Genomic DNA, 15,037 nt, shown 5'->3' with positions numbered 1-15,037 from the left:
TTGTAATGAGCCAAAATACAAAAATCAAAAGAACCAGCCATGCGACTACGATGCCGTAAAACTGGTTCCAATTACTTATAAACGATGGCAGATCAGGATCACGCCCTTTCACCACGGCCTTTAACCAAAACATTGATGAAGAATGCGGCAGTTAATAAGCCTAATACACCGCCAACAAAAATCCAGGTATAACCTTTATCAATTATTGCACCTACAAACATACCCGATACTAATGCTACTAAGTAGTATATATAATCTAAGTTTTCTTTTTCTTCTTCGTGATGTTTCATATTTGTTGTATTATAACGGGGACAAAAATAGGTGATTAATTGAATTATAGCAACAGTTTATTTGATGTATATAAAACTTGTGGGGTTTAACCCTGTAATATTGTTTTTGACCTCGTTGAGGGGCTTCGCCGTTTTAAAACTTCGGAAATTTCAATGGCGTATTATACTAATCTTTCGGCTTGCTTAATAAGTTCACAAACAGGCGGTAAGCACCCGGCACACCTGCAGGTAATTCCCTGAAAAAAGCCAGCGAAGTGTACACAAACCGGCCTTTGCCGTAATCGCCCACTATTAAGGAGCCATTAAGGGGCTGTTCACCTTTATCATTCATTTGGAAGATGGATTTGTATTGAGGATCAATGTCGTTTACAAAATATAAGCCACGCTCCTGGATCCAGCCTTTAAAATCGTCCTGGGTTATTTTGTTAGGGTAGTTGAGCACAGGATTTTGCTGATCTAACACAGTGATTACAGCTTCTTCATCCGTAACGCGGCGGTTTACAACCGTAAAAGGGTAGGGGCCGATTTGTTTGGTTACCAGGCCCGAGTTATTGTTGTACTGTACTACCAGGTTGCCGCCGTTTTTTACATATTCCATCAGTTTGGATTGTTCAAAAGCCAGGCGCTCGTTCACGTTGTAGGCACGTACCCCGGTGATGATGGCATCATAAACCGATAGGTCGGCGTTCATGATCTCATTTTCTGATAATATATGTACATCATAACCTACCTGGTGCAGGGCCTCCGGCATCTGGTCGCCGGCACCGGCTATGTAACCTAATTTTTTGCCGGTTGTTTTCAAATCGAGGCTCACCAGCTTGGCTTCAGCTGGTGGGAATAGGGTGATAGCAGGCACGTGGTCGTACTTTATCTCCCTTATTTCATACTCATATAAACGCGAGTCGACGTCAACCGCAACGCCGGTTACTGCAAGGCCATCCTGGGCGTTGGAAGTTGGTATTATGGCAAATCGTGCCGTCCATTCATCGCCCCTGTTTTTATTCGTAAAATTGATCATTTCAGGATTGGCCTTCCACCCTTTGGGTAATTTCAACCGGATACTTCCGGTATGTACATTTTTAAAGCTTTTTAGCTTTACCTGCAGGCTTTGAGATGTTGGTCCGTAGAAAATAAATACATGGTCGGTAATATTAATTGTAACAGGTGGGGCTATAACAAGTGGCTGATAAATCTCACCCCTAACAGGATCAACATATTTGTATAACAAGCGGCGCTCAAAATTTACCGGTTTACCCTCAATAATGAACTGAAAGCCCACTTTGGTAAGGTCGGGGTTTTCGGGGTTGCCGGCCAGTGTATCAGGAATGCTGTAGGTGCCAATTTTGTGTGGTGTTTCCAACCAATATGGCTGTGTAATTTTATTGGCTATGGTTGATCCGTTAAAGGTTTGCAGTTGATTGGCCGGTATTGTTTTTGAATTTAAACTTAAAGTATTACGCCCTGCATCTATTGTGTTAATTTTTACTTTATCGTTATACCTGTTCACCACTTGCGCGGTAAATCTGATAGTATCACCAATAGCATAGGTAGGCGTACTGGCATAAGCCTCAAACCATAAACCCGCGCAGGCAGCTATCAAATTGCTCAGCTCCTTTGTTTTTTGTTCGCGCCAGTAAATATCAGATACCTTTTCAACTTTACTCAAAAGGGCTACTAAGGCCGGTACCGATTTTTCGGGTTCTTCAGCGTTGAAATTCTTGTTGATGATCCTGATAGACTCGCCTATGCCCTCGCCATTTTTAACGCGTTTCCAGGAGGTTTCAACGCCATCCATCAGGTCGGTTTGTGGGGCATCACCTAAAATCGTCTTGAAAAATTCAAACGACTCGCCACGTTGTTTGGCCGAGCCAAATCCCTGGGTTTTATGGTTGCTTCTGCTTTCGGCAGCTATTTCACCATAGCTTTTGCCCAGGGTGGTATTATAAACACCTACATCTATCTTAAACTGATCGGCAGCTGTGGTGTTTGTGCTGCCAAAGTTAAAGGTGTTCCACATCAGGCGTTTGGCCTGCCATGGTTTTACATATTTTAATTGTTCGGGGTAACGGCCTGGGTCTGCGGCGGCAGTAAAAGCCTCCTGGGCTAATATTGCAGATGAAGTATGGTGGCCATGACCGCCCTCGCCTGTTGTAGGGAAACGGCAAATAATCACATCCGGACGGAATTTGCGGATCACCCAAACCACATCGCCCAATACCTTTTCCTTATCCCATATCTTCAGCGTTTCATCCGGCCCTTTTGAAAAACCAAAGTCATTTGCACGGGTAAAGAATTGTTCGGCGCCGTCAACCTTGCGGGCAGCCAGCAGTTCCTGCGTGCGGATCAACCCTAACAGCTCGCTTTGCTCGTTGCCTATCAAATTTTGCCCGCCATCGCCGCGGGTAATGGATAGGTAACCCGTTCGGTAATGTTTTTCCTGCGCCAGGTAGGCCAGCAGGCGGGTATTTTCATCATCGGGATGTGCAGCCAGGTATAAAACACTGCCCAGGGTGTTCAGCTTTTTTAAATTCTGCTGAATAGTGCCCATGTCCGTAGGTGGCGAGGTTTGGGCAATTACACAACTATATATTATCAATAAGGCAATAACCAGGTTGAAACGCTTCATGGAAACAAATATATTGAAAGATACCAATTTACAATTTGATGTATCAAGAATATAACAGAGGCATGATAGAGCGTGGGCGTTAGCATATTTTGAGCTTTAACCCGGATATGGTATGTGAATTAACCACAGGATTAAGCATCAATAGTGTAAACTTTTTTCAGGACGATACAATGCATAAAGTGTTCCATCGGAACGCTGGAACGCACCGGAACGGGTGGAACACCTTTGTGTCTGATAGTCAACAAATTAAGTTTTGAAAAAACAGGGTTGGAACACTTCTGTGTTTGATATACAACGAGTTAGGTTTTTGAATTTTTGCTGATTTACAACATGCCATCATTTAACACAACACAAGTAAGCTCTTGTATAATATGTTTCGCTTAACCTGAATTGTAAAGAATTATAATAGTTTATGCAATAATTATCAAACTAAATCCAGAAAAATAAAACCACTCAAAACAATTTTGTCATTCAACAGTAATGATTAATCAAACGATTAGTTTTTAGTGTCGATCATCCTTGATTAATCAATCGTTTGATTAATTTTGTGCCGTTAAAACAATGGACAAAGATAAAATAGACAAAAAAGACCACATCCTTGACGTCGCCGAACGCGTGTTTGCCGACTATGGGTTTGATGGCGCCTCCACCAGGGTGATCTCGGGTGAGGCCGGCGTAAATATGGCCATGCTCAATTATTACTTCGGATCGAAAGAAGGGCTCTTCCTGGCAATTTTTGAGCGGAAAATTTCTTCATTCCGTACGCTGCTGCAAAATATCGGTAATGATGATAGCATGTCGGCCTGGTGCAAGCTTGATAAATGTATTGACAATTATGTAGAGCGCATTATTGTGAATAACTGTTTTCAAAAGCTCATCAGCCGCGAAATATCGATGAACAAACGCTGGGAGCTCACCGATAAGATCATCGATATATTGATGGTAAATGTTGTTGAGATCAGGAAGATAATTGAAGAGGGCGTTAATAATGGCAGCTTTTATAAGGATATTGATGTTCCGATGGTGATAGCAACCATATTCGGTACTAAAAATTATGTAATCAATATGCCGCAATTATCTTCCCTGATATTAGGCCATGATGTTCGCGATGAAAAATTTATGGAAGAAGATCTGAAACCCAGGATCAAAACATACATGAAAAGACTTTTAAAAGCTTATTTAGTTAATGAAAATGACAACTCGAAATAATAAAACCGACCACCTTAAGCTGTTAATAAATACAGTCCGCGTGTTTTGGAGGTATGGTACTGCCCTTGCAGTGTCTGGTTTGCTGTTTGCAGGAACAGCAACTGCCCAGGACCGCACAATTACCTTGGATGAGGCCGTTAAACTTGGCCTTGATAACAGTAAAGTTTTAAAGCTATCGCAATCAAAAATTGACCAGGCTGTATCTGAATACAACCAGGCCAAAGACCAGGCGCTGCCAACCGGTAAAGTAAGCTATGGTTATAACCACGCCGAAATTCCTGCAAACAGGCTTGCCCTTGGCGAAAGCAGCTTTAATTTACCCAACAGGGCCGATGCTTATTTAGGTACGCTATCATTAAGCCAGACCATTTTTGCAGGCGGTAAACTTAAATATGCCCGCCAATCAACCGAACTGCTTACCCAGGTTGCCCGTTTGGATGTAAATAATGATAAGGACCAGATAACTTACGATATTATTAACTCCTACTATAACCTATATAAGGTACTGCAAAGCAAAAAGGTAGTAACGCAAAATTTATCAACCATTGATGCACAGATCAAGCAATCGCAAAGGTTTTTTGAACAGGGCCTGGTTACCAAAAATGATGTGTTGCGCTTTCAACTGCAACGCTCAAACGTTGAATTGAATGGTATCGACCTGGAAACTAACCGCAGGATCATCAATTACAACCTGGATGTTTTGTTGGGATTACCAGAAGGTACACAGCTAAACATTGATCAGATAACCGAAGCCGACAGGCAGGTGGCGCCTTTGAGTAACTACCTGGATTCGGCATATGCAAGCCGGGCCGAGCTGCAACAGGCCGATTTGCGTACCAAGGTTGCAGAAACCGAGATCAAAAACATAAAGGCCAATACCTTGCCAACCCTGGCAGCATCGGGCAGTGCTTATTATGTTGATGTAAGTGCCAACCCAATCCCAAAGAGCGGTAAGTTTATTACCCCGCTATCTGTAGGCTTAACACTTTCATGGAACTTTGGTAATTTATGGACAAACAAAAACAAGATTACCGGAGCTCATATCCAGCGTGAGCAGGTAGTTATCAATAAAAGCATCACTGTTGACCGCATTAAGGACGAAGTGAACCAAAACTACCAGAACTGGACCATGGCCCTGGATAAGATAAAGCTTTTACAAACATCCATTGAGCAGGCAGGCGAGAACAACAAGATCCTCGATTCGAAATATAAAAGCAATATAGCATCAGCTACAGACAGAGCCGATGCAGAAACATTGCTTTACCAGGCACAAATCAACCTGGAGTTAGCCAAAGCCGATGCAGGCCTTGCTTACTATACTTTATTAAAATCAACCGGAAAAATCAACAACAAATAATACTAAACCACATAATACAATGGCACAGGCACAAGAAACACAGGAACAGGAACCAAAAAAGAAACCCAATAAAGTTATCCCTATCATTTTAGGTTTGATATTGGTTATCGGTATCATTTTCGGTATCAAAGAATATATATACTACGGCAAACACATCGATACTGATGATGCGCAGATTGATGGCGACATCAGCCCAGTGGTGGCCCGCGTAGGCGGCTACGTTGATTCGATATTTTTTGAAGACAACATACACGTTACCGCAGGTCAAACATTGGTTAAAATAGACGACCATGATTATCGGGTTAAATTAGAGCAGGCACAGGCTGCCCAGGTTGGCGCAAGCGCAGGCATTAATGTTAACCAATCGCAGATCTACGCTACACAGGCAAATTCGGCAAGTGCAAGGGCAACAGTTGAATCAAATGCTGCCCGTTTAGATAAAGTGCAAAAGGATTACGCGCGTTATGCTAACCTTATAAAAGACGGCTCTGTAACTCAACAACAGTTTGACCAGGCTAAAGCCGATCTTGACGTAGCTAAGGCAAACCTTAGGGCTTCACAGGATCAGTACAAAGCAGCGGTTGAACAAATTGGTACTACACGCAGCCAGTTAAAAGTTACCAATACAGGTGTTAGCCAAAAGCAGGTTGATATTGATTACGCTAAACTGCAGTTAAGCTATACAACTGTTAAAGCGCCATCAAGCGGCCTTGCCGCTAAAAAAAGCGTTCAGTTAGGTCAGCTGGTGCAAGCCGGGCAAACATTGTTCAGCATAGTAAACGATAACAGTTTGTATATAACTGCCAACTTTAAAGAAACCCAGCTTACCAACATGAAAAACGGTCAAAAAGTTGAAGTTGAAGTGGATGCTTACCCCGATTTGAAGGTAGAGGGCGAAGTTTATAACTTCTCTCCGGCCACAGGCGCTAAATTTTCATTATTGCCGCCAGATAATGCCACCGGTAACTTTGTAAAAGTTGTACAGCGCGTACCCGTTAAAATTAAAATAACCGCCGAAAAGGCAACTATGGATAAATTACGCCCAGGTATGAGTGTAAGTGTTTCTGTAATTAAAGGATAATAAAATGGCTGAAACAGGCTTTAAAAAATGGATCATCACAATTACAGTGATCACGGCTTCGTTACTGGAGCTGATTGATACTACTATTGTGAACGTGTCCTTGCCCAAAATACAGGGTAACCTGGGTGCAACCCTCGAGGATGTGGCCTGGGTGGTTACCGGGTATGCAGTAGCAAACGTAATTATACTCCCCATGTCGGGTTGGCTGGGCAGTAAATTCGGACGGAAAAATTACTTCATTACATCAATAATTGTATTTACCATAGCATCGTTTTTATGCGGTAATGCAACCAGCCTTAACGAGCTTGTTTTATTCAGGATTTTACAGGGTATTGCAGGTGGTGGTTTAATATCCACATCGCAGGCTATTTTGATAGAAACCTGGCCCCGTGAACAAATTGGTACCGCAACAGCTTTGTTTGGCTTAGGAGCCGTAGTAGGCCCAACTGTAGGCCCTACCATTGGCGGATATATTACCGACCACCTAAACTGGACCTGGATATTTTATGTGAATATCCCGGTAGGTGCTTTAGCTGCGTTTTTTGCTTATACCTATGTAAGGGAAACGCCTAAGGAGGCTAAAGGACGACCGGTAGACTGGTGGGGTATTGCCCTGTTGGCGATAGCTGTAGGCAGTCTGCAAACTATATTAGAAAAAGGTGAATCGGAAGATTGGTTTGCCACACCTTATATAACCGTATTAACCATAACCGCTATATTGGGGCTGATACTTTTTATATGGCGCGAAATGAGCATCGATTACCCTATTGTAAACTTTGCCATATTGCGGCACCGAAGTTTTGCGGTAGGTATGTTTACCTCATTTGTGCTCGGTTTTGGTTTATATGGATCGGTGTTCGTATTCCCGGTATTTTGCCAGAATTTGCTTGGCTTTACGGCACAGCAAACGGGCGAGATCCTGTTCCCGGGCGGACTTTGTACTATTGTAATGATGCCATTTATTGGTAAAATGCTTAATAAAGGTATTCCGGCGCAGTTTATGGCAACTGCGGGTATGTTCCTGTTTTTTGTATTTACCACCATGCTCAGTAATTCAACACTGGCTATGGGGACCGGAAATTTCTTTTTGCCGCTGATGATACGCGGTGTAGGTATGGCATTGCTGTTTGTACCGTTAACTACGCTTGCTATTGCCGACCTGAAGGGGGCGGAAGTTGGACAGGGAACCGGCTTAAACAATATGATGCGTCAATTAGGCGGTTCATTTGGTATTGCAACTTTAACTACCATTATTCACTTACGCCAGGGGGTACACCGCCAAAACCTGTTAACAAATATTACAGCCACAAATCCGGCTTTTGTTGATCGCTTTAATGCTTCAATGCATGGGTTTATGGCAAAAGGTCATTCCTTGTTAGATGCTACCCGTATGGCCTATGGCGCTATTGAAGGCGCCCTAACCAAACAGGTATTGTTATTAACCTACGATGATGCTTACTGGATCTCGGGTTTGGTGATGTTGTTTTCTATCCCGCTGCTTTACCTGCAGCCCTTCAAAAAATCTAATGTTAAAATGCCGGTCGATGCGCATTAAAACGATAAAAGCCGTTCCACTATTACCTGGAACGGCTTTCCCCAAAAAAAATTAACAATTAAAATTTAAATAACTCCCCTCAGAGTTACATTTGATTTAAATAAAAATTTAGTGTAGTTGAGGTTTGTTTAATCTTAGGCATAAATTTAGAAGTTTTTAATTAACAAACGCAAATTTAATTGATTAATAAACTGTTATTTATGAAAAAGACATGAAATTTCTGTATCTCACGTCTTTTTTGTTGTTAATATTTGTTAAACTGCTTAAAAAATAACTTTACCGGTAGCTGTTACCAGTGATGCAATACGTACAGCATCAAAAATACGTTCCTCGGTTGTAGCCATTTTTATAAGTGAATCTTCATGGGCATTCACGCACATTTCGCAGCCGTTTACGGCTGACACAGCAAGGCTCATGAGCTCAAAAAATTCTTTGCCGGTTACGGGTTTCATCATCAGCTGCATGCGGATACGGGCCGGGATCTGCGTGTATTTTTCCTTCTGGGTAAAATGCCTGAACCTGTAGAATATATTGTTTGATGCCAGCAATGATGCGCAACCTGCGGCTTCACCAATTTCGGCAGCTGTAGCTTCCTGCTCTTCGGCGTATTTGGTAAAATAAGTGGTAAGTGGTGTATTATTGTTATTCACAGCAATACTTAAACCTAATAATGCACATTCCTTAGCGGTTAAATGGGCTGATGTAAGCGTACTGGTAAAGTTAAGCTTCAAATCGCGCAGGTAGCGCGATTCGCCTTTTTCTAAAAGCGTAAGGCTTGTGGTACGGTAATCTTTATCTAATCCAACACTTTGCAGTATTTCCTGGATCACTTCGGTACTTTCGTTCATAAATTTATTGTTTGGGCTTAAAGCAGAAAGCTGAAGGCTTAAAGCTTAAAAGCGGTTATCATTGTATTTCTATTTGGGTTAACCCTCACCGTCATTGCTTTGCGCCTTATAATGACATGATTGTAAGTTTTTGATTATCAATATGCATTTTTACAAGCAAACCTCTCACCCGTCATTGCGAGGTACGAAGCAATCCCCAACTTACAGAGTAACTGTGCAAATCTGATCTGTATTTCGGGGATTGCTTCGTCGTACCTCCTCGCAATGACGATCACGAGGAGGCAATGGCAGTCTATTTTTGACGGTCTATTTCAAGCTTTCGGCTTTATGCCTTAAGCTTTTAGCTTATTAGCTGCTTATAAAAAATCCCCGCACAATAATTAACTGTACGGGGACATATGTTATAGGGGGAATTAAACGGTAAGTGTTTCCTGTCCTTTTTCCCAGTTACATGGGCAAAGCTCGTCGGTTTGTAAGCCATCAAGTACACGTAAAACTTCCTTAACGTTACGGCCTACACTCAGGTCGTTAACAGATACCCAACGGATGATTCCGGTAGGATCGATGATGAAAGTTGCACGGTAAGCGATCTTTTCGTTTGGCTCCAATATACCAAGGTCTTCGGCTAATGATTTTGAAGTATCGGCCAACATTGGGAATTTAAGGTCGCGCAGATCATCATGATCGCGTCTCCAGGCAGCATGAACAAATTCAGAATCTGTAGAAGCACCAATTAAACGGGTTTCGCGGTCGCGGAACTCACCATAGTTTTTGTTGAACTCGGCAATTTCAGTAGGGCAAACAAAAGTAAAATCCTTTGGCCACCAGAACATTACTGTCCAAACGTTATCGTCATTCACAAGATACTCAGAAGTAAGTGTTTCAAACTCTTTTCCTTTTTCAATACTTATTACGGCTGTTTTAGAAAATTGAGGGAATTTTTGTCCTATCGTTAACATAAGTGTTCTTTTTTTATTGTTTATGCAAATATACTGATTTAAAAGGCAGCGTTTCATACTAAAAATCTATACGATATAGATTTTATTGATATAGATAAAAAGTATTATTTAAATTAGCTATTTGGTCAGTTTGCACAAAAAAGGTGGCGCATTTTCATATGCCACCTTATAGTATGTAACAAAGCCGGTTAGAGTATAAACTTAGTACTCAGGAAATTTGATTCGTTGCCGTTTACAATTTCGTTGATGATTTGCTTATTAGTCTCCGTCATTTTTGTGGTAACAAGTGAGCGGATAGAGAATGATCTTAAGGCGTCATGTACCGAAAGTGTTCCCTCGGCGCTATCCTTACGCCCGGTGAAGGGAAATACATCGGGCCCGCGCTGGCATTGGCTGTTGATGTTTACCCGGCTTACCAGGTTCACAAACGGATCTATCAGCGAAGCAATCTCTTTAGCATCGTTACTAAAAATACTCACCTGCATGCCATGCGGCGAATCTATTTGGTAATCAATTGGCTCCTCAATAGAATCAAACGGAACTACGGGAATAACCGGGCCAAACTGTTCTTCGCGGTACAGCTTCATTTTCTCGTTAACCGGGTACACAATGGCCGGGTAAAAAAATGAAGCTACGGTTTCACCACCGTTTGGGTTGATGATACTGGCGCCGTTGGCAATGGCATCTTCAACAATATCGGTAAGATAAGCAGGTTTATGAGGCTCGGGCAGGGGCGTAAGCTTTACATCTTTATCCCATGGCAATCCAAATTTTAGTTTGGCTATTGCCTCGCTCAATAATTTTAAAAACTCATCGGCAACTTCCTTTTGCACAAATATCATTTTAATGGCCGTGCAACGTTGCCCGTTGAATGATAACGCGCCTAAAATACATTCACTTACAGCAAGCTGCAGATCGGCATTTTTGGTAACGATGGCGGCGTTTTTGGCATCCAGGCTCAAAACCGCGCGTAAACGGTTTATTTTAGGATGACGTTTTTTAAGATCATTAGCCACTTTGCTCGATCCGATAAAAGCCAGCACGTTTACCTTGCCTGATGCCATCAAGCCCGGTGTAACAACCGCTCCACGGCCATAAATGGTATTCACTACTCCTTTTGGAAAAGATTCCTGGAAGGCCTTTAGCAATGGGTAATGCAATAATGTACCATGCTTAGGTGGTTTAAATAATATAGTATTGCCCATGATCAAAGCGGGGATCAGGGTGGTAAAAGTTTCGTTGAGCGGGTAGTTGAACGGCCCCATACAAAGCACTACACCTAATGGCGAACGGCGAATCTGGGCTACCAGTCCCTCGGCCATTTCAAAACGGGACGACTGGCGGTCGATATCTTTTAATGCATCTATGGTAGCGTTAATGTACTCGATAGTACGGTCGAACTCCTTTGCCGAATCGCCGTATGATTTGCCTATCTCCCACATCAGTAGTTTCACAACCAGGCTGCGTTGCTCGCTCATTTTATAAATAAAGCTCTCCATGCATTTAATGCGGTCGGCAATGCTCATGGTTGGCCATTCGCCGCGACCGCTATCATAAGCGGCCAAAGCGGCATCTAATGATTCAAAAGCTTCCTTTTCGGTACAAACCGGGTAGGTTCCTATCAACTTTCGGGTAAAGCCATCCGCAGAAAGAAAGCCAACGGGCGAGTAAACTTCGCTTACTTCACCGTGCCACGGCTTCATTTTACCATTGCTTAAATATTCGCGCTGGTGTACTTCTGTTATCCGAAATTCGGGAGGAATTTGGTCTTCTGCTACAAATATTGAACTGAGCTGGTCGTTAAAACTCATATTTTTCAGGGATTAGATTTTCTTAAAGATAAAAAAAGCCTGCTTTAATAAGCAAGCTTTTTTATAAAGAATATGAATTATTGCCATTTTTGCAATTCAGGCACTCTCTTTATACAGTACCATACCGGCATGGTAAAAGGCTCCATCTTTAAAATCCCCATCGGCAGTAAAACCGGTATCATCCAGGTATTCAACGTGTTTACCCAAAATGTTATAATAGCCGGTGTAGGCACTTTTTTTATTTCCGCGGGCCTCGTTATAGCGGCCGTTTGGTAAAAACTCATGGCGTATATAACCGTCTTTGGTTACCCAAACGCCTATATGCTCATTGTTTTTCATTGTTAAAAGCCAGTTGATGTTGTTAATTCTTTCCATGTTTCAAGGTCGTTTTGTAACGACGTTATTTTTTGGTTAGCCAGCTGGTATGCATCGGCCCCTAAAAATAAATTCAGCGGCGGATTCGGGTCTGATACTATTTTTATCATTGCCGCCGCGGCTTTTTCGGGGTCGCCTGCCTGTTGCTGGTCCATTTGGTTTTGGTGCAGGTTTTGCGAATCGCGGATACTTTGGTATTCAGCTATTGGATTTTTTGGGGTAACTAATGATCCTTGTGAAAGGAAGTTGGTGCGGAAATAGCCCGGCTCAACTATGGTCACCTTAATGCCGAATGGTTTTACTTCTGCATCCAAAGCTTCAGAAAAACCATTGACCGCGAATTTGGTAGCACAATATATTCCGAAACCTGGAAAACCCCCAACCAAGCCTCCTATTGAAGAAATATTGATAATATGCCCGGATTGCTGACCGCGCAGGTAAGGTAATGCCTTACGGATAACGTTTAAAGCCCCAAATACATTTACTTCGAAATTATCGCGTGCTTCCTGGTCGGTTGCTTCTTCCAGGCCCCCCAGCATACCGTAGCCCGCGTTATTAACTACCACATCAATTTTACCAAAGGTGCTGATGGTTTTTTCGATAGCTTCCTGTATGCTGTCTTCGCTTTTGATGTTTACGGCAAGCGGTAAAAAATGATCGTTGTTGGTACCAACAGCATTTTCAAGGTCGCTTATATTTCTTGATGTTGCAGCTACTTTATAACCTTCCTTTAATAGTCTTTTTGTTAGGGTAAGGCCCAATCCTTTTGAGGCGCCGGTTACGAACCATATTTTTTGGTTTTCCATTTCTATATAAATTTTATGATTTCACCGATTTCAAGGGTGATTTCACTGATTACTAAAGTTGTGATTGATTTTTAATGTTTTTGATTATCGTGTTTAGCCTTATCTTTAATGTTTCCCATCTGAGTTTGTTTTTGGTAGATGTTTTATCATTAAAAATCAGTTGCACAGGTAATATCTTCCCACTGGTGAATCTCTTTATACAAACCATCAAGCTTTGTTAATGCCCTGTTGAAGGCATCGCCACCTAATAACAGGTAAAGCGGTGGATTTTCTTCATATGCTACGTTAATAATAGAGGTAGCGGCCTTTTCGGGATCCCCGGCCTGTTCGCCGTTCATGCTTCGGTATTTGCAGTGCGATAATCTTACATCTTCATAATCGGCAATGGGGTTATCAGTAATAGCCAACGAGCCGGGATCAAGGAAATTGGTACGGAACGCGCCGGGAGCAACCACCGTAACTTTAACACCCAATGCCTTAACATCGCCGGCCAAAACTTCTGACAGGCCGATTACCGCATGCTTGGCCGCCGCGTAAACGGCCCAGCCAATGCCGCCGGTAATACCAGCGATGGATGCTATATTAATGATATGCCCCGAACGTTGTTTGCGCAGATAAGGCATCACAAACCTGATTACATTGAGCGTAGCAAATACATTTACATCAAAGGCCTGGCGGGCTTCTTTATCCGTAACCTCTTCAATAGCGCCACCAATACCATAGCCGGCATTGTTGATAACCACATCTATCCGGCCAAATGTTTCATTGGTATGCTGCAGGGCCAGTGATACACTGCTTTCGTTAACAAGATCGACCTGCAGGGGTAAAAAGTTATTGCTGTTTGAGCCAACTGCTTTGGTTAGCTCCTGTTGATTTCTGGAGGTGGCGGCAACAAGCTGACCAGCTTCCAGTAATTGTTTTACTAAACTGAGCCCAAATCCCTTTGAAGCGCCAGTGATAAACCATACTTTGTTGTTGTCCATATTATTGTTTGTTTTGATATAACAAAGATAATATGGCGGCCGGGGCGAAGCATTACGCTAATCAAACCAATGGTTACAAAATTCAAACATTTCTGAATGAAGAGGGGGTAAGCCGGGTGTTTTTTTTGAAAAAGTTGTTGAAATGGGTAGGCTCCTCAAAGCCCAGGCAGTAGCCAATCTCGGATATATTCCAGTCGGTGTGCCTTAGCAGGGATTTGGCTTCGCTTAGCAGGCGGTCGGCAATGTGGTCGGTGGTGGTTTTGCCGGTGGTTTCGCGGATGGCGCGGTTGAGGTGGTTTACATGAACCGACAGCCGCTGCGCAAAATCATTGGCAGACCGCAGTGCAAATCGCTGGGAAGGTGTTTCTATCGGGAATTGCCGCTCCAGTAATTCGGTAAAAACTGATGTGATCCTTGATTTGGCATCGGCGTGTTTGTACACGTTTTCTGATGGCTGGGTTTTAAGGGCGTAGTAGCAAAGTTCGGTAACGTAATTGCGGATCAGGTCGTATTTAAAGGGATAATCGGAGTTGATCTCTTCGGTCATCTTTAAAAACAAACCGGTTACATATTCGCTTTGGGTGGCATCTAAAGCGTAAACCGGTTTGGCGCCCAGGCCAAACATGGGGAGCTCGCTTAAGCCGCCCCTGAACCGATCGGCAAAAAACGACTCGGTAAATATGCAAAAGAAACCCGTGCGATCATCACTCATGTGCTCAAACGTATATGGCACATGCGGACTAAAAAACATCAGCGAAGTGCCCGAAAGGTTGAGGCTTTTATCGGCGTAGTGAATAATATTTTCACCATGCATCAGGCTGATCTTGTAAAAACTTCTGCGGCTATAGGTAACCGGTTTGGCATTGGGGCCAATACAATCCTCAATCCTGAAAACATTAAAATGACCCATGTTTTGCTGCAGGTTATCGGGCAGCCAATCAAACTTATGCCTGTAAAAATCTTCAAGTGTTTCGGTGGTCATACTCAAAATTACAAAATTCAAACCGCATGTCAAGTAGTAGCACCATTTTTACATTAAAATTGCAGTACTTTTATTTTAGTTTAATGCACTTTTATCAACTTTTAGGTAACTTTTATTCAAATTTATGCAGGCTGGTAGCCAATGGCAATAAAACG

General features: G+C 42.6%; 13 protein-coding genes. 4 read left to right on the top strand and 9 right to left on the bottom strand.

The features are described from left to right. Nucleotides 1–98: 98 nt before the first annotated feature. Nucleotides 99–290, bottom strand: coding sequence for a hypothetical protein (locus AC1DO4_RS11115; protein ID WP_477401054.1), 192 nt, complete (start codon nucleotides 288–290; stop codon nucleotides 99–101). A gap of 166 nt (nucleotides 291–456) precedes the next feature. Continuing rightward, nucleotides 457–2,916, bottom strand: coding sequence for a PIG-L family deacetylase (locus AC1DO4_RS11110; RefSeq protein ID WP_477415760.1), 2,460 nt, complete (start codon nucleotides 2,914–2,916; stop codon nucleotides 457–459). A gap of 561 nt (nucleotides 2,917–3,477) precedes the next feature. On the opposite strand from AC1DO4_RS11110, the gene AC1DO4_RS11105 reads away from it, so the two are divergent. Genes AC1DO4_RS11105 through AC1DO4_RS11090 form a run of 4 tightly spaced genes read left to right on the top strand, consistent with a single transcriptional unit; the run spans nucleotide 3,478 to nucleotide 8,118 of the window. Beyond that, nucleotides 3,478–4,125 (top strand): TetR/AcrR family transcriptional regulator, encoded by a 648-nt coding sequence (locus AC1DO4_RS11105; RefSeq protein ID WP_477415758.1) that lies wholly within the window; start codon nucleotides 3,478–3,480, stop codon nucleotides 4,123–4,125. Continuing rightward, nucleotides 4,109–5,482 carry a TolC family protein gene (locus tag AC1DO4_RS11100; RefSeq protein ID WP_477415756.1) on the top strand — a complete coding sequence of 458 codons (1,374 nt, stop codon included), beginning with the start codon at nucleotides 4,109–4,111 and terminating at the stop codon, nucleotides 5,480–5,482. Before AC1DO4_RS11105 ends, AC1DO4_RS11100 begins: the two co-directional genes overlap by 17 nt. A gap of 19 nt (nucleotides 5,483–5,501) precedes the next feature. After that, complete coding sequence (locus AC1DO4_RS11095; protein ID WP_477415754.1) at nucleotides 5,502–6,563, top strand: HlyD family secretion protein; 1,062 nt, start codon at nucleotides 5,502–5,504, stop codon at nucleotides 6,561–6,563. 4 nt (nucleotides 6,564–6,567) lie between these two features. Beyond that, a complete protein-coding gene (locus AC1DO4_RS11090) occupies nucleotides 6,568–8,118 on the top strand; it encodes a DHA2 family efflux MFS transporter permease subunit (RefSeq protein WP_477401060.1) in 1,551 nt (516 codons plus the stop codon). A 263-nt stretch (nucleotides 8,119–8,381) separates the two neighbouring features. Here AC1DO4_RS11090 and AC1DO4_RS11085 read toward each other — a convergent pair whose 3' ends face one another. The 7 genes from AC1DO4_RS11085 to AC1DO4_RS11055 form a co-directional block, all read right to left on the bottom strand. Then, nucleotides 8,382–8,966 (bottom strand): carboxymuconolactone decarboxylase family protein, encoded by a 585-nt coding sequence (locus AC1DO4_RS11085; RefSeq protein ID WP_477415752.1) that lies wholly within the window; start codon nucleotides 8,964–8,966, stop codon nucleotides 8,382–8,384. A 413-nt stretch (nucleotides 8,967–9,379) separates the two neighbouring features. Then, the gene (locus AC1DO4_RS11080) at nucleotides 9,380–9,925 is read right to left on the bottom strand and encodes a peroxiredoxin (protein ID WP_477401062.1); all 546 of its coding nucleotides are present in this window, start codon (nucleotides 9,923–9,925) and stop codon (nucleotides 9,380–9,382) included. Between the two features lie 188 nt (nucleotides 9,926–10,113). Further along, nucleotides 10,114–11,736: an NADP-dependent glyceraldehyde-3-phosphate dehydrogenase gene (locus AC1DO4_RS11075; RefSeq protein WP_477415750.1), complete on the bottom strand. Its 1,623-nt coding sequence runs from the start codon at nucleotides 11,734–11,736 to the stop codon at nucleotides 10,114–10,116. Between the two features lie 96 nt (nucleotides 11,737–11,832). After that, a complete protein-coding gene (locus AC1DO4_RS11070; RefSeq protein ID WP_477415748.1) occupies nucleotides 11,833–12,111 on the bottom strand; it encodes an Atu4866 domain-containing protein in 279 nt (92 codons plus the stop codon). Continuing rightward, nucleotides 12,078–12,917 (bottom strand): oxidoreductase, encoded by an 840-nt coding sequence (locus AC1DO4_RS11065; RefSeq protein ID WP_477415746.1) that lies wholly within the window; start codon nucleotides 12,915–12,917, stop codon nucleotides 12,078–12,080. Before AC1DO4_RS11065 ends, AC1DO4_RS11070 begins: the two co-directional genes overlap by 34 nt. Nucleotides 12,918–13,066: 149 nt before the next feature. Then, nucleotides 13,067–13,900 carry an SDR family NAD(P)-dependent oxidoreductase gene (locus AC1DO4_RS11060; protein ID WP_477415744.1) on the bottom strand — a complete coding sequence of 278 codons (834 nt, stop codon included), beginning with the start codon at nucleotides 13,898–13,900 and terminating at the stop codon, nucleotides 13,067–13,069. Nucleotides 13,901–13,982: 82 nt separating this feature from the next. Then, nucleotides 13,983–14,882 (bottom strand): helix-turn-helix domain-containing protein, encoded by a 900-nt coding sequence (locus AC1DO4_RS11055; RefSeq protein WP_477415742.1) that lies wholly within the window; start codon nucleotides 14,880–14,882, stop codon nucleotides 13,983–13,985. Nucleotides 14,883–15,037 lie beyond the last annotated feature (155 nt).

The organism is Mucilaginibacter sp. P5_A6, assembly GCF_056400585.1.
The sequence above is the reverse complement of the archived record's forward strand: the minus strand, read 5'-3'. Positions and strand labels throughout refer to the sequence as shown.